Here is a 15,887-nt window from a genome sequence, read left to right as displayed (position 1 = left end):
GGTTAGTGCTGGTGGCGCGCTCGCGCGACCAGGGCTGGCCCCCCTCGGCGGTGGCTTCTTTAATGGCGCTTTTCGGTCGGAAGAAGAACACAGTAGGTCTCGATATCGGTTCCGGCCTCATCAAAGTGGCTGTGATCGATCATTCGGGGCCAGCGCCCGAGCTTGTGCGAGTGGCCATCGCGCCGCTCCTCGCCGACGCGATTGTCGAAGGGGAAATCATGGATCCGGCCATCGTGTCGGAGGCCATCATGGCGGCGCTGCAGTCGGCGGGCGTCACCACGCGCGACGTTGTGACAGCCGTGGGCGGTCGCGACGTGATTATCAAAAAAATCCAAATTGAGCGCGTCAAGGAACAGCAGGCGCGCGAACTTATGCGTTGGGAAGCCGAGCAGCACGTGCCGTTCGATATGGAGTCGGTGGAACTGGATTTCCAGATTCTCGACCCCGATGCCGGCGGCATGGAAATGAACGTCCTGCTCGTGGCGGCCAAGCGTGAACTGATCGAGTCCAAGCTCCGCGTCCTCGGCGAGGCGGGTCTCACCCCCGTCGCGGTGGATGTGGACGCCTTTGCGCTGCACAACGCCTTTGAGCTGAACTACCCCGAAGCGATGCAGGGTGTGGTCGCGCTCGTGAACATTGGACACGAAGTCACGAACATCAACATCCTCGACGATGGCATTCCGATTCTCACCCGAGACATCACGGTGGGGACGCGGCGCTTTCGCGAAGATCTGCAGCGCGACCGCGGACTCTCACCCGACGAAGCGTCCCAGCTGATTCAAGGCTATGACAGGTCCCCGCATTTGGATGCGGTGCTGGACGGACGTGGCGAGGAAATCGCGGTGGGCGTCGAGCGCGCCGCGGCGTTCTTGGCATCGAGTTCGCGTTCCGCCGGGAACCTGCGCAGCGTGTACATCTGTGGTGGCGGTTCCCGCATTCCGGGGCTTGGCGAGGCGTTGGGCGTGCGTCTCCGGCTACCGGTGGAGCACGCCAATCCGTTGGCGAATCTCGCCGTGCGCGAAGGGGCGCTCGAGTCGCTCGTCACCGACGAAGTGGCGCCCCTGCTGATGCTCTCGATCGGACTGGCACTGCGCCAGCCCCAATGAACGTGCATATACTCGTGGGAACTCCGGTCCCTCGCGGCCTATGATTGAAATCAACCTTCTCCCCGGCGCGCGGAAGACGAAGCGCAGTCGCACGTCCTCCGTGGACATGCGTGCGATTGTTGGCGATCTCGCGTCGCGCATCAGGGATCCATTCCTGATTTCGGCGGTGGCCAGCGTCGTCCTCGCGGTGCTCGCGGTCGGTGGGATGTGGACGTACCAAGGGCGACGCTCCGGTTTGCTGACGGAACGCGAAGCCGTGGCGACCCAGGACTCGGCGCGCTATTCTGCGGTCATTTCTCAGCGGGCATCCGCCGAGGCCTCACGCGATTCCATCGTCCGGCAGATTGCGGTCATCAAGGCGATTGACGGCGCCCGCTATGTGTGGCCGCACATCATGGACGAAGTGAGCCGCGCATTGCCGCCCTACACGTGGCTCAAGTCGCTCTCGCAAACCAGCGCCGTGTCGAACGTCAGCGCCGAAGTCGAAGCCGAGGCGCAGCTGTCGGGTGGTGCAAAGAAATCCAAGATGGCCAAGGAAGCGGATTCCGCTGCCGTGGCCAACTCGCGTCTGTCGTTCCGTATTGTGGGGCAGACGGTAGATATTCAGGCCCTCACCCGCTTCATGAAGCAGCTCGAAGCGTCGCCGTGGATTGAGCGTGTCACGCTGGCCAAGACGGAGGCCGTGATGGCGCAGCCGTTCAATAAAGAAGCGACGGAGTTCACGCTCGATATGCAGTTGCAGCGACCGGACTCCGCGGCCATTCGTCGCGTGCCGTTGTCTGTGGCGGTGAGGTAACCATGGCCTTGCTCCCGACCAACCAGCGTGACCAGTTGATGGTCCTCGTGGCGATTATCGCGTTTGCCGGAGCGGGTGCGTTCTGGTACTACGTGTACGATCCCAAATCGGTCGAGCTCGACACGCTCGCCGCGCATGTGGATACGCTCGACCTCAATAATCAGAAAGCCAAGAGCCAGCTCGCCAAGGGTACGCTCGCGCAGATCAAGGCCGAAGCGGCCGCCTACCGAGAGAATCTCGATCTCATCCGCACGCTCGTGCCGGTGCAGAACGAAGTGCCGTCGCTTCTCGAGCAGGTATCGACGGCGGCGCGTCGCGCGAAACTCGATATTGCCGCGGTCGAACCGGAACCGCTGATCGAAGGCGAGATGTTCGACACGTACCGCTACAAACTGAGAATCACCGGCACCTTCCACGACATTGGCAACGTGTTGACCAACGTCGGATCGCTCAGTCGTATTGTGGCGCCGATCAACCTGTCGCTCAATCTCTCGGCGGCGGCGAATCCGCGCGCCGCAGCTGGCACACAGCCGCTGACCGCCGCATTTGAAATTCAAACGTACGTGGTCCGCACAGCGCCGCCGAAGAAGAAGCCAGCTCCCAAGCCCGATGCCGCGGGTCCGGTGGCGAAGGAGGAGGGCAAGTGATGCGTCGCCTGCTTCTGCTCCTTTTGCTCGTGGTGGCGTACGGCGCGAACGCGGCCGCTCAGCTGCCGCCGATTATTAAGAAACCGATTGACGCCGCAAAAAAAGCGGCAGCGGCAACCAACGCGCAGTCGCGCGCCGTTGAAAACGCGGATAAGGCGGAGCAGAGGCAACAGCCGGCCGCGGCCGCGCAGTCTGCGCCACAATCAAAGGCCGCTCCTGCCGCCGCTGGTGCGCCGAGTGCGGCCAAGCCGCGTGTTGATGTCGCGCCTGGGTCAGGGCAAGCCGCAGCAGCAAAAGGTGCTGAGGCTCCCAAGACTGGCAAAGCACCGATGACGTTTTATCGCGAAGAGTACGCGTACAGCGACGACGGACGGCGTGATCCGTTCATGTCATTGTTGGCGACGAGTGAAATCCGGCCACTGCTGGCGGATCTGGTACTGATTGGAGTCATTTACGATCTCGCCGGGCGCAACTCGGTGGCGTCGTTGCTCGACGCGACGTCCGGAGAGACGTATCGCGTAAAAGCCGGAAATATCCTGGGCCGAATGAAAGTGGCGAAGATCGGTCAGGAAAGCATCACGTTGAACATCGACGAGTTCGGTTTTAGTCGGCAGGAGACCCTCCTGCTCAACCGAACGTCGCGGAAAGCCGGCGGAGCGCCGGGAAGGAGAATTCCATGATGCGACGCTGGAGTCGGGCCGCCGTCGCCGCGGCTACTTTGCTTTCGCTCGTGCCCGGTGCGCGCCCTGCGTACGCCGCGGCGCGCGTTCGACCGGCACCAAACCAAGTCACCTCGCTCAGTATCGTGCCCGGCACGGGTGCGGCGCAGGTGGTGATCTCGGTAGCCGGCAGCGTGGAGGTCAATGACTTCACGCTCGAGAATCCGCGCCGGATTGTGCTGGACCTCAAGGGGGCGACGCTCGGTATTTCGGCGCGCACCTACGACAAGGTCGCGCGCGGTGGCATCATGAACATTCGGTATGCACAGCGCTCGCCCGACGTGGTGCGCGTGGTGCTCGATCTCGACGCCACGCGTGAGTACACCGTGGTGCGCGGCGAAAAGGATGTGACCGTCAATGTGGTAGGACCGGCGAGCTTCGCGGCCTGGCACGTCGGTGGGAAAGTGCAGCCCAAGGCGCCGCTGGCCTCCGTTACGGGGATTGCCGCGGCACCCGCGGTCGTAGCTCCGGTGGTAGCGGCACCAGCCGTTGTGACCGAGCCGGCGCCGGTCGTGGCCGCTCCGGCCGCAACAAAGGTTGCTCCCGCGCCGGTCACCAGGAAAGCAGACGCTCCTGCGCCCGTCGCCAAGAAAACAGACGCTCCTGCGCCCGTGGCGAAGCGGGTCGAACTCGCTCCCGCGCCGGTCGTGCAGGACCCGGATCCAGAACCGGTCCGCGTCAAAGCAGAGCCGCGTCCCGCCCCCACGAAGGTCGGAGCGCGCTCGCAAAACAAAGCCGAGCCGGCAGTGGGCGATGAAGCCCACATCACCGTCTCCTATCAGGAAACCAACATTCGCGACGTGATCACCGCGTTCGCGAAGTTCAGTAATCGCACGATCATCATCGGCAAGCAGGTCGACGGCATCTTTACGGGCGACATCATCGACAAGCCGTGGGATGTCGCGCTGCGACAGATCCTGCAGTCGCAGGGGCTCGCCGCGCTCGAAGACGCCACGGGCATTATCACCGTGGACAGCTACACCAATCTCGCTGACCGCGAGAAAGTGGAGCCGTTGCTCACCAAGGTGATCCAGGTGAACTACGCCAAGGCCGACGCGATGGCCACCACAGTTCGTAGCCTGCTCACCGCAGGATGCGGCGGTGGCGGATCCGGTGGTGCGGCAGCGGCGGCGCAGGCTGCTGCGGGTGCAGCCGCGGGCGGTGGGTCCTCGGCGTCTTGCTCCACGCGTGGCGCCGTGACCTCCGAAGAAAAAACCAACACCATTATCATCACCGAAACCGCGCAGCGCCTTGCGGACATCGAGAGCTACATCAAGGATCTCGACGTTCGCACGCCACAGGTTTCTATCAAAGCAAAAATCATCGCCGTCGATCGCACGGGCACCGAACAGCTCGGCATCTCGTACGACCTCGGCAGCGCCAACGGCTTCAGCAACTCCGTGGTGCAGCACTTTGACGCGAGTGGTGCGCCGGTTGCCGGCGACTATCGCGTGAACCTCGCCGGCGATGCTTTTGCGGCGGTCGCGAACGCGAGCCGTCCCTACAAGGGAACGGCCTCGACATCGCTCATTTACAACATGGCGCTCGGCGGATTCAACCTCACCTCGTTCCTCGACGCACTGAGCTCTGTGCAGCTGAGCGATGTGCAGGCCGAGCCGAGCACCACGACGGTCGACAACAAGGAAGCGCGGTTGTTCGCGGGTTCTACCCTGTCGTTCCTCCTCACGCCGCCCGTGCCTGCTGGGCAGATCACCTCGGTGGCACCGCAGATTCAGACGCGCGAAATCGGTATCGAACTCAAGGTCACGCCGCACGTCACCGCCAATCGGCAGGTGCTACTGGACGTGTACGCCAACCACGAAACGATCTCCGCCATTACATCGGCGGGTCCGTCCACCAATAAGCGCAACAGCACCAACCAGGTGTTGGTCGGCGACGGCGAAACGGCCGTCATCGGCGGACTCACGCAGACGCAGGTCACGCTCAACAAGACCGGCATTCCGATTCTCATGGATCTGCCGCTCATCGGCCGTCTGTTCTCGTCCACCGATAAGCTGGAGCGCAAACAGGATCTGCTCATTCTGATCACGCCCCACATCGTCGACGACGGCGAAGTGGTGCGCCCGGGCAAGCCGCAGAACTAAGTCGGCGCATGATTGATTAGCTTCCAAGGGCTCGGCGAACCGCCGAGCCCTTGGCGTTTGTCCCACCCTCTCGCTCGAACTGCCGTGTTCCGCTTTGTGACCGCCGGTGAATCGCACGGCCCCGCTCTCGTCGCCATTGTCGAGGGCGCACCCGCTGGATTGCCGCTACTCGCTGAGCAGGTGAATCACCAGCTCGCCCGCCGCCAGCAGGGCTATGGCCGCGGTCGACGCATGCAAATCGAACAAGATCAGATTGAGTTTCTCTCCGGCGTGCGCGCCGGCGAAACCATTGGCGCGCCCATTGCGATGCTCATTCGGAATCGCGACTGGAAGAACTGGGAAGCCATTATGGATCCCGCGCCGCGCGAAGAAGATCACGCCGAGGGGCGCAAGCGACAGGTCACCCGTGTGCGGCCGGGGCATGCCGACCTCACGGGTGTCCTCAAGTACGATCGCGAAGACGCGCGCGACATTCTCGAACGCGCCTCAGCGCGTGAGACCACGGCGCGCGTCGCCGCTGGTGCTGTGGCGCGCGGCCTGCTCGCCGAACTCGGCGTGCGCATCGGGTCGCACCTTGTACACCTCGGTGGGGTAGACGCGGTGCGCCCTGCTCAAATGCCCGCCGATATCAACGCCGCGGCCGATGCCTCGCCGCTGCGGACGCTCGACCCAAAAGCCGAAGCCGAGATGATTGCCCGCATTGATGCTGCCAAGAGCGAAGGAAACACGCTCGGCGGCATCTGCGAGGTGGTTGTGGATGGCCTCCCCGTGGGGCTGGGGAGCCACGTGAGCTGGGATCGCAAGCTTGATGGGCGCCTAGGGGCTGCCATCCTGTCTATCCCCGCCGTGAAGGGGGTGGAGATGGGGATGGGCTTTGAGGCCGCGCGTCGTACCGGCGCTGAAGTGCATGACGAAATCGAGATGGCGCCCGGGCAGACGCGCACTGGCAATGTGCGTCGGCGCACCAATCGCGCCGGCGGACTCGAAGGCGGCATGACAACCGGGGAGCCGCTCGTGCTGCGCGTGGCCATGAAGCCCATAAGCACATTGATGCGTCCGCTTGGCACCATCGACACAAAAACTGGCGCCGCCGCGGAAGCCGCCGCGGAGCGCAGCGATGTGACCGCGGTGCCCGCGATGGGTGTGATTGCCGAAGCCATGACGGCCATCGTGCTCGCCGACGCGATGCTCGAGAAGTTCGGCGGTGACTCGCTCGCCGAACTGCGACGCAATCTCGACGCATACCTCGCGCACATCGCCAAGCGGCTCGGGAACTGAGCGGTGCAGGGGCACCTGATTCTTGTCGGGCTCCCTGGGTCGGGCAAAAGCACCGTGGGTCCGTTGGTGGCCGCCGCGCTTGGCTGCGCCTTTCTCGACTTCGACGCCGAGATCGAGCGCCGCGAAGGGAGCTCGGTGCAGGAAATTTTCGCCGCGAAGGGAGAGGCGCACTTTCGGGCGCTTGAGCGCGTGCTCACCCTGGAGCTGAAAGCCGCTCCGCCGATGGTGTTGGCCCCAGGGGGTGGTTGGATCACGTCCTCGGGCAATCTGGAGCTGCTTTGGCCGCCAGCCACGACCATCTACCTGCGCGTTTCGCCGGAGGTGGCGCTGTCCCGCATGGGTGATGCGGCGGCTGCACGTCCGTTATTGACAGGCCCCGCACCTTTGGCCGCCTTACAGTGGTTATTGGCCGATCGGGAACAACTGTATCTGCAAGCAAATCATACACTTAGCACTGATTTGCTTGTGCCACCTGACGTGGCGGTAAGGATAATTGAACTTGCGGGGGCGGGGAACAGGGACTAGGATTGCCCGTTGTTGGACGGATTCACAACTATAGAGAGCCTATCTTGCAGGCCGGGGCGACCATTCAGGCGTTTCCGGCCGCGAGTGTCAGAGGGATAATGGCAACAAAGAAGAAAGCCGCCGCCAAAACGGCCACAAAGAAAACGGCCGCCAAAAAAACGGCCGTCGCCAAGACGGTCGCCAAGAAGAAGGCCACCGTCCGTCGCAAGACGAGCGCGGCCATTGCTGCCGAAGAGGTGGACGAAACCGAACACGTCAATCTCTCTGGCAAGGCGCTCGTGATCGTCGAGTCGCCGGCCAAGGCGAAGACGATCGGGAAGTATCTGGGATCCAGCTACTCGGTGAAGGCGACGGTCGGCCACATTCGCGACCTCCCCACCAAGACGCTCGGCATCGACGTGGAGCAGGGGTTCGAGCCCGACTACGTCACCATCCCCGGAAAAGAAAAGACGGTCGCGGAACTCAAGTCTGCCGCTAAGAGCGCGCGTGCTGTCTTCATCGCCACTGACCCTGATCGCGAGGGTGAGGCGATTGCGTGGCATGTGCAGAGCCAAATTAAGGGACGTTCCGCGCCCCCGATCAAGCGCGTGCTCTTTCACGAAATCACTAAGGAAGCCGTCAACCGCGCGATCGAACGCGCGGGCGACATTGACCAGCGCAAAGTAGATGCGCAGCAGGCGCGCCGCGTGCTCGACCGTCTCGTGGGCTACAAGGCGAGTCCGGTGCTCTGGAAGACGGTTAAGAAGGGCCTTTCGGCGGGTCGCGTGCAGACCGTGGCGCTCCGCTTGCTCGTGGAGCGTGAGCGCGACATTCGCGCATTTCGTCCGACGGAGTATTGGACCATTGCCGCAGCGCTCGAGCACGATGGCCAGCCCTTTACGGCCAAGCTACACCATCTCGACGGTCTCAAGGCGACGATTCCCGACGGTGCGCATGCACAGGCGATTCTCGACGACCTCGCGGGGCGCACCTTCTTTGACGTCACGGATATCAAGCGTCGCGAACGTCGCAAGAATCCGGCAGAGCCGTTCAAGACCAGCACGCTGCAGCAGGAAGCCGCCAAGAAACTTGGCTTTGGCTCCAAGCGCACTATGCGGTTGGCGCAGAACCTGTACGAAGGCATCGAACTCGGGAAGGTTGAGGGTTCGGTCGGTCTCATTACATACATGCGTACCGACTCCACGCGCGTCGCGGAGAGCGCAGTGGCGCAGGCGCGTGATTTCCTGCGACTCAACTACGCCGAGGCTTTCCTAGCCAAGGTGCCCATGCTGTACGGCGCCGCCGGCGATACCAATGCGCAGGACGCGCACGAAGGCATTCGTCCGACCGATCCGGCGCGCACGCCGGACTCGGTGCAGAAATATCTGTCGCCGGAACAGTTCAAGCTCTATCAACTCATTTGGCAGCGCTTTATGGCCAGCCAGATGGCGCCGGCCGTGTTCGATACGACCACGGTGGATTTTGATTTTGCCGGCAAGGTGTTCCGCTATCTGTTCCGCGCCACGGGCTCGGTGATCAAGTTCCAGGGCTTTCTCTCGCTGTATAAGGAATCGCGCGAAGAAGGGGAGTCCAAGGCGCTCGAAGACGAACAAGCATTGCCGGCCATCGAGCCGGGCGAGCATGTGCCCGTGCGCGAGGTCAAGCCGACACAGCACTTTACCGAGCCGCCGCCGCGTTTTTCCGAAGCGTCGCTCGTCAAAGAACTCGAACGCCTCGGCATTGGGCGCCCGTCAACTTACGCGAGCATCATCTCGACGCTCACCGAGCGGCATTACGCCGAACTCGAACAGCGCCGCTTCTTCCCCACGCCACTCGGTGAGAGCGTGGAGAAGGTGATGGTGAAGCAGTTCCCCAACGAGTTCAATGTCGACTTCACGCGTTCGATGGAGCGCGAACTCGACAAGGTGGAAGAAGGGGAGATGCCGTGGCAGCGCGTGCTCAAGGAGTTCTACGCGCCCTTTGAAAAGGCGCTCTCGGCGGTGGATTACGAAGGGTTGATTCACGAGGCGCACGATCTGGCCGGACTCGCGGACGAAAAATGCCCGACCTGCGGCGGCAAACTCGTGGCCAAGGGTGGCTTCTTCGGGCCGTTCGTGGCCTGCGAAAATCATCCCAAGACCTGCAAGTACACGCGGCCGCTCAAGGGTGAAAAGCAGCCTCCCGTGTTAACCGAACACCCGTGCCCGCTCTGCGCCAAGATGATGGTCGTGCGGCGTGGACGGAGCGGTGAGTTCCTTGGATGCAGCACCTTCCCAAAGTGCCGTGGAACACGTTCTATGCCCACGGGCGTGAAGTGTCCCAAGGACGGCGGGGATATTGCCGCACGCCGCTCGAAGAAGCGCGGCAAGGCGTTCTATGGCTGCGAGAACTATCCGACCTGCGACTTTGTGTGCTGGGATAAACCGGTGTCGGAGACCTGTGCCGAATGCGGCAACGTGGGCGCTGAGGCCAAGTCGAGCAAAACCCGTGGCACGTATCGGAAATGCCTCAAGTGCGCGAATGAGTGGAGCATTGCCGAGGTGTCGGAGACGGAGGCGGAGACCGCGAGTGCCTGACGCGGTATTGGTGTGTTCACGAAGCGCCCGCGCGGGTTGGCGGGCGTTTTTCGTAGTTGGCACGCGTGGCGCCTGCCTCGTGACGTCCGTCGCGATGACTGGCGCCCTGGGTTTGTTCTTCGCACTGTTGCTCGCTACACCGCGCACGATCTCCGCGCAGGCGCGACTTGGGCCGATGACCGCCGACAGCTCGCTCGTTGCCTACGACGACGACGGCTTGCGTCTACATTCGGCCGATCACAAGCGACAACTCAAGATTCGCGGCTACGTCACCGCCGACACGCGCTTTGTGTTGAGCGATACGAACGACGCGGCGCCGAGCGGCTTTGTGATTCGCCGGTCGCGCGTGTTCTTTGATGCAAACTTGAATCCGTGGCTCGCTTTTCGGTTGATGTACGACGTGGGCATTCCGTCGGGGCCATCGCCGTTGCAGGATGCGTTCATTGACGTGGGGCTTGGTGGCGAGTGGTGGCTACGTGCCGGCAAGCAGAAGACGCCGGGTGGCCTTGAGCGATATACCTCCATTTCTGCGCAGTTGCTGCCAGAGCGGAGCGTGTCGTCGAATCTGCTCGCCAGTCGCGATGAAGGGTTATTGCTCACCGGAGGCGTCGGGCAGGGGACGCTTGAGTGGTCGTTTGGTGTGTTCAATGGCGCGCCCGACGGTGGTACGACACAGGACGCTGACGTCAATGACGCCAAGGACTATACGTATCGCCTCTGGTGGCGGCCCGTGCACAAAAAGGTAGGCGGTGTGGACCAAGGCATCGGCATCGCCGCCTATGGCGCCACCGGTATCGAAACGGGATCTACCGCGGCGGGTTCGCAACTCGCGCTATTCAAGACGCCGGCGCAACTTGGCTGGTTTTCCTATCAGGACGCTGCGGGCGTGCGCGCGGCTGGGCGACGCACTCGTGCAGGCGCGTTCGCCTATGTGCACGAAGGCCCATGGGGCACCACGGCCGAGTTCAATCACAACACACAAGTCGTGGCCAAGGGTACGACGGTCGCGACCGTGCCGCTGACGAGCTGGCTGATTTCCACGCAGTACACGGTCACGGGAGAACCTTCGGGCGCCGACGGGATTCCGCCGTCGCCCGCATTCGATCCTTCGTTGCAACACTGGGGTGCGCTGCAGGTGGGAATGCGCATCGCTGCCGTGAGTATCGGCGACGAGGCTTTTCCAGTGTTCGCTGATCCAGCGACCGCCGCACGCCGCGCCACGGAAATCGGTGTCGGCGCGAATTGGTACAACACGCGCTCCACCAAAGTGCAACTTGCATACGAGCAGACCACCTTCACCGGCGGCGCCAAAACTGGTGACCGCCGAGCTGAGCGCTACGTGCAAGCGCGGTGGCAGGTCTATTTTTAGTGGCTGAACTACACATTGTAGGCGGCGGGCTCGCCGGCAGCGAAGCCGCGTTTCAGCTGGCCGAGCGCGGGCATCAGGTGGTGTTGCACGAGATGCGGCCGGTACTCGGCACCCCTGCGCACAAAACCGACAAGCTCGCTGAACTGGTGTGTTCGAACACGTTCAAGAGCACCGAGGTCACCAACGCGCACGGATTGCTGAAGGCCGAGATGCGCGTGCTCGGTTCCATGATTTTGCGCGCTGCCGACGAGGCACGCGTGCCGGCGGGCAGCGCGCTCGCGGTGGACCGCGACGTGTTCTCTGCCGGCGTCCACGATCGCATTCTGGCGCACTCGAACATTCGCGTGGAACGCGGTGAGGTCGCAGCACTCCCGGCCCCTGGGATTGTTGCCACCGGTCCACTCACGAGCGATGCGCTGGCGCAACAGATCAGCGCGCGGCTGGGCATTGCATCGCTCGCTTTCTACGATGCCATTGCCCCGATTCTCTCAGTGGAATCGCTCGATCACGACGTGGTATTCAAGGCGTCTCGCTACGGCAAAGAGACGATGGCCGGCGAAGGCGACGAAGGCGCGTACTTGAATTGCGCGATGAACAAGGAACAATACGAAGTATTTATCGATGCCTTGATCGCGGCAGATGTGCATACGTCGCACGAGTTCGACAAAGTGCCGTACTTCGAAGGGTGTATGCCGGTGGAGGAGATGGTGCGCCGTGGCCGCGAGTCGCTCCGCTTTGGGCCGCTCAAGCCGGTGGGAATTACCGATCCGAAAACAGGACGACGTGCGTGGGCCGTGGTGCAACTTCGCCGCGAAGATCGTGCGGGACGGATGTGGAATCTCGTCGGCTTCCAGACTCGGCTTCGCATTCCGGAACAGCAGCGCGTGTTCCGAATGATTCCGGGGCTCGAGCAGGCGGAGTTCCTTCGCTTTGGCAGCATTCACCGCAACTCGTATGTGAATGCGCCCGCGTCGCTGCTGCCGCACCTGGCACTCAAGGATGCGCCAACCACGCTCTTCGCCGGCCAGCTCACGGGCGTGGAAGGCTATACGGAATCCACAGCGACGGGACTGCTCGCGGCCGTGAATCTCGATCGCCTGCTGCGAGGCCTCGAGCCGGTGGTGCCGCCGCCCACGACGATGCTCGGCGCGCTCTATCGGTATTTGCGCGAGGCCGACCCCAAGCACTTCCAGCCCATGAATGCGAACTTCGGTTTGCTCGAAGAGCTGGCCGATCCGCCGCGCGACAAAATGAAAAAGCGCGAGCTGTATGCAGCGCGTGCGCTCGCAGATCTCAACGCGTGGATGCTGGCGAACGGACTCACGGCCGCCTAGCGGTTGCTGGCAGCTGCGGAGGGTGTGCCTAGCGCGTGCCTAGCGTGTGCCGCGGGTTCCCGGCGCGCGACGCGTCACCGCTGGCCAGAGTTCCGTCTGCGGGATTTCCCCTTCGAGTTCGCGCCGCACGATCGCGGCAATGCGATCGCCCGCTTCGGGATCCGCCACAATATCGTATTCGCGCACGTCGAGCCGCAGCACCGGGCATTTCTTGAACGACTCAATCCATCGTTCATAGCGCGCGTGGAGCGAGCCGAAGTATTCGGGATCGGCATCGCGCTCTTTGGGGCGGCCGCGCGTGGCGATGCGCTCGAGAATCGTGTCGAGCGGGCCGTGGAGATACACGAGCAACCGCGGTGGGCGAGCGGCCGGCGCGTGCAGCAACTCGCCGTAGAGGCGCGAGTAGAGCGTCCAGTCGTCCTCGCTCATGTAGCCTTGTTCGAATAATCCGCGCGCAAAAATTTCGGCGTCTTCGTACCAGGTACGGTCGAGCACCCAGCTCCCGCCCATGCCGCGCATCTTCCGCATCGAGCCAAAGCGCGTGGCCAGAAAGTGCAGCTGCAGATGCATGCCGTAGGCGCGCATCCCTTCGGGGCCGGAGTAGAACTGTTCGAGGTACGGGTTATCGCCGTCCACACTCTCGAGCGCGAGCTGCATCCCGAAGCGCTCAGCGAGCGCCTTCGAGAGGGTCGTTTTCCCTGATCCGATCATGCCAGCGACGCCGAGCAACATATGACAAATCTAGCGCGTACTGAGGGTGGGTGAATGGCGGCGGGAGGGTCCGCGACGCATTTTCCCCCGTCTGGGCGGACTGACAACTTCGAGCGGATTTTCATGGAATTCAATACGCGGTTTTGGCGCCAGTGGCACCGGTGGATTGGGTGGGGGGCTGCGCTCTTTCTCCTCTGGAGCGGCTCCACGGGGGTCCTGGTGGCCGCCAATGAGTTCTGGGGGGAGGACGAGGCCCTTCGGGAAGCCACGCGCGACCTCGTGAGTCCAGTCCAAACAACGGGCACGCCAGCCGCCGCCACAGACCCCGTGGCGCGCGCCGTCGCTGCCGCCGCGACCGCAGCACCGGGACGGCCGATCGACAAAATCGACGTGCAGTTCAAGGGAAAGCAGCCCACCGTCACGATCTTTACCGGCAACCCAAAGGGCGGGGAAGATCGCAAACTCGTATTCGACGCCACCACCGGCGCGCTGCTGAGCAACGAAGACTACACCGACAAGCCGTTCCTCGTCCGCCTGCACAGCGGCGAAGCCTTTGGCGACGGCGGTCTCGTGGTGGCGATGTTCTGGGGGTTCGCGCTCGCGCTCATCTCGCTCAGCGGCATCATTGTGTACTGGCGTATGCGCCGGCCCAATCAGCAGGGGATCAAGCGCATCTTCTGGTAGTCGGGCGCGGACGCGGTATCTTCCACAGGTGACGCCGCCGCCCGCTGATCTCATTGCCGCCTTTCTCACGCACCTGCAAAAGGAGCGTGATGTGTCGCCGAACACGGTCAAGGCGTACCGCCGCGACCTCGGTGAGTTCTGCGACTTTCTCGGCGAGTATTATGGCGCCGCCGAGTGGGAGTGGGAGAAGGTGGATCGCCTCGCGATGCGCGGTTTTTTGGCGCGGCTCACTAAGCGTGGGCTCGCCAAGCGGTCTATGGCGCGTGCGCTGTCGGCCGTGCGCACCTTTTACGCCTTTTTGCACCGCAACGATCTCGTGGCGTCGAACCCCGCGAAGAGCGTTGGGTCGCCCAAGCTCGATCGGCATCTGCCGGGGCATCTCGACCGTCGGCAAGTGGAGACGCTTTTTGCCGCTGCCGCCACGCGCGCGGGCGAAGGCAAGTACACGGACGTGCGGGATCTCGCGATTCTCGAACTGTTTTATTCGGCGGGGCTTCGTCTGTCGGAGCTCCGCGGCATCAATCGCGCCGATCTCGATTTACTTGCCGGGCTCGTGAAGGTGCGCGGCAAAGGGCGCAAGGAACGGATTGTACCCGTGGGCGATCACGCGCAGCGTGCGTTGCGCAACTATGAGCGGGTGCGCGATCTCCTGTGCAAGCAGATGGGGCTGGCCGCCGATCGCACCGCATTCTTTTTGAGCCAGCGCGGCACGCGCATGTCCGCCAAGACGGTGCAGAACTCCGTCACGCGCTGGCTGGGCGAGGTGGACGAGGGAGCGGGGCTCTCGACGCACTCGCTGCGGCACACGTTCGCCACACACTTGCTCGACGCGGGTGCGGATTTGCGCGCGGTGCAGGAGCTACTCGGGCATGCGTCCATTTCCACGACGCAGATTTACACGCATACGAGTGTGGAGCGGCTGCGACAGGTGTACAAGAACGCGCACCCTCGCGCGTAATGCAGGGCGGGTGCGCGATAGAGCCTTTGGTGCGACTGGGCGATTACCTGCCGAGGTGCCGCGTCGTTCCCCGACAATCGCTTTTCGCAGCGCCGCGTCGTTACCCGACAATCGCTTTTCGCAGCGCGGCGTCGCTGAGATTGCCACCGCACATGACAATCGCCACACGCTGACCCGCAAACTCCGCGGCGTGCTGGCGTAGCGCGGCGAGACCAGCCGCGCCTGCCCCTTCGGGGAGATTGTGCGTAATGCGAATGAGATCGCGAATCCCCTCGTAGAGCGACGCTTCGCTTACCTGAAAGAACCCGGCCAGTCCAGCCTTGAGTGTGTCGAACGTGGCTTCGTACGCTGCGCCGGTGGCGATCCCCTCGGCCATCGTGTTCACGGGCATTCCAGTCAGCCGTTCGCCGCGGCGCCACGATTCGTACTGCGCTGGCGCGCCCTCAGAGCCAATAGCGTACACACGCAGTGACGGCTTCTTCTCCGCCGCCACGGTGAGGGCGCCCACGGCCTGTGACCCACCGCCAAGCGCAATGAGCACGGCGTCGAGCGCGGGCTGCTGCTCGAGCATTTCCAGTGTCATCGTCCCAGCGCCGGCCATGACGTCACGATTGTTGGTGGAGTGCACCAAGGTCATGCCGCGTTCGGCGCAGATGCGCTGACAGGCGAGAATGGTTTCGTCGTAGCGGTCGCCCACTTCGATTAATTCGGCGCCCATCGCGCGGATGGCCGCGTTCTTCTCCGGATTGTTGCCGACCGGCACGCAGATGGCCGCGGGCACGCCGAGCAATTGCGCGGCATACGCCACGCCTTGGCCGTGGTTGCCGGTGCTGGCGCCAATCACGCCCTTGGCCGTTTGCTCCGGCGTGAGTGCGAGAATGCTGTTGAGCCCGTTGCGGATCTTGAAGCTCTGCGTGGGCTGGTGGTTCTCGTGCTTGACCCACACTTCAATGCCGTGGCCTACCAGGGCATCGAGCAGGGGGTAACGGCGTAGCGGCGTCGGCGTGAGGTGCGCGGAGAGGCGTTGCTGTGCCTGCAGAACGTCGTCGAACGTGATCGGAGTGGTCATCTCCGAAAGTTACGCTCCCTCCGCACGAAGG

At 63.3% G+C, this 15,887-nt stretch carries 14 protein-coding genes; 12 read left to right on the top strand and 2 right to left on the bottom strand.

The window, feature by feature from the left end:
• The first annotated feature begins 62 nt into the window (after positions 1–62).
• The 10 genes from pilM to trmFO all read left to right on the top strand — a co-directional run bounded on the left by pilM (position 63) and on the right by trmFO (position 12,434).
• Positions 63–1,106: a type IV pilus assembly protein PilM gene (gene pilM, locus NTZ43_03425; GenBank protein MCX5766262.1), complete on the top strand. Its 1,044-nt coding sequence runs from the start codon at positions 63–65 to the stop codon at positions 1,104–1,106.
• 40 nt (positions 1,107–1,146) lie between these two features.
• A complete protein-coding gene (locus tag NTZ43_03420) occupies positions 1,147–1,902 on the top strand; it encodes a PilN domain-containing protein (protein MCX5766261.1) in 756 nt (251 codons plus the stop codon).
• A 2-nt stretch (positions 1,903–1,904) separates the two neighbouring features.
• The gene (gene pilO, locus NTZ43_03415) at positions 1,905–2,549 is read left to right on the top strand and encodes a type 4a pilus biogenesis protein PilO (GenBank protein ID MCX5766260.1); all 645 of its coding nucleotides are present in this window, start codon (positions 1,905–1,907) and stop codon (positions 2,547–2,549) included.
• A complete protein-coding gene (locus NTZ43_03410; protein ID MCX5766259.1) occupies positions 2,549–3,229 on the top strand; it encodes a hypothetical protein in 681 nt (226 codons plus the stop codon). The genes pilO and NTZ43_03410 overlap by 1 nt, the downstream gene beginning before the upstream one ends.
• The gene (locus NTZ43_03405; protein ID MCX5766258.1) at positions 3,226–5,373 is read left to right on the top strand and encodes an AMIN domain-containing protein; all 2,148 of its coding nucleotides are present in this window, start codon (positions 3,226–3,228) and stop codon (positions 5,371–5,373) included. Before NTZ43_03410 ends, NTZ43_03405 begins: the two co-directional genes overlap by 4 nt.
• Positions 5,374–5,457: 84 nt before the next feature.
• Positions 5,458–6,651 (top strand): chorismate synthase, encoded by a 1,194-nt coding sequence (aroC, locus tag NTZ43_03400; GenBank protein MCX5766257.1) that lies wholly within the window; start codon positions 5,458–5,460, stop codon positions 6,649–6,651.
• A gap of 3 nt (positions 6,652–6,654) precedes the next feature.
• Positions 6,655–7,176 (top strand): shikimate kinase, encoded by a 522-nt coding sequence (locus tag NTZ43_03395; protein ID MCX5766256.1) that lies wholly within the window; start codon positions 6,655–6,657, stop codon positions 7,174–7,176.
• 98 nt (positions 7,177–7,274) lie between these two features.
• Positions 7,275–9,731, top strand: a complete 2,457-nt coding sequence (gene topA / locus NTZ43_03390) for a type I DNA topoisomerase (GenBank protein ID MCX5766255.1) — start codon at positions 7,275–7,277, stop codon at positions 9,729–9,731.
• 94 nt (positions 9,732–9,825) lie between these two features.
• Positions 9,826–11,100 carry a porin gene (locus tag NTZ43_03385; protein MCX5766254.1) on the top strand — a complete coding sequence of 425 codons (1,275 nt, stop codon included), beginning with the start codon at positions 9,826–9,828 and terminating at the stop codon, positions 11,098–11,100.
• Positions 11,082–12,434 (top strand): methylenetetrahydrofolate--tRNA-(uracil(54)-C(5))-methyltransferase (FADH(2)-oxidizing) TrmFO, encoded by a 1,353-nt coding sequence (gene trmFO, locus NTZ43_03380; GenBank protein MCX5766253.1) that lies wholly within the window; start codon positions 11,082–11,084, stop codon positions 12,432–12,434. Before NTZ43_03385 ends, trmFO begins: the two co-directional genes overlap by 19 nt.
• A gap of 39 nt (positions 12,435–12,473) precedes the next feature.
• Here the strand turns inward: trmFO and NTZ43_03375 are convergent, their stop codons facing one another.
• A complete protein-coding gene (locus tag NTZ43_03375) occupies positions 12,474–13,166 on the bottom strand; it encodes a deoxynucleoside kinase (protein MCX5766252.1) in 693 nt (230 codons plus the stop codon).
• Positions 13,167–13,268: 102 nt separating this feature from the next.
• Here NTZ43_03375 and NTZ43_03370 point away from each other — a divergent pair, with 102 nt between their 5' ends.
• The gene (locus NTZ43_03370; protein ID MCX5766251.1) at positions 13,269–13,829 is read left to right on the top strand and encodes a PepSY-associated TM helix domain-containing protein; all 561 of its coding nucleotides are present in this window, start codon (positions 13,269–13,271) and stop codon (positions 13,827–13,829) included.
• 28 nt (positions 13,830–13,857) lie between these two features.
• A complete protein-coding gene (gene xerC / locus NTZ43_03365) occupies positions 13,858–14,787 on the top strand; it encodes a tyrosine recombinase XerC (protein ID MCX5766250.1) in 930 nt (309 codons plus the stop codon).
• Between the two features lie 100 nt (positions 14,788–14,887).
• Here the strand turns inward: xerC and NTZ43_03360 are convergent, their stop codons facing one another.
• A complete protein-coding gene (locus tag NTZ43_03360; protein MCX5766249.1) occupies positions 14,888–15,856 on the bottom strand; it encodes a threonine/serine dehydratase in 969 nt (322 codons plus the stop codon).
• Between the last annotated feature and the right edge of the window lie 31 nt (positions 15,857–15,887).

Source organism: Gemmatimonadota bacterium, assembly GCA_026387915.1.
Lineage (GTDB): Bacteria > Gemmatimonadota > Gemmatimonadetes > Gemmatimonadales > Gemmatimonadaceae > Fen-1231.
The sequence above is the reverse complement of the archived record's forward strand: the minus strand, read 5'-3'. Positions and strand labels throughout refer to the sequence as shown.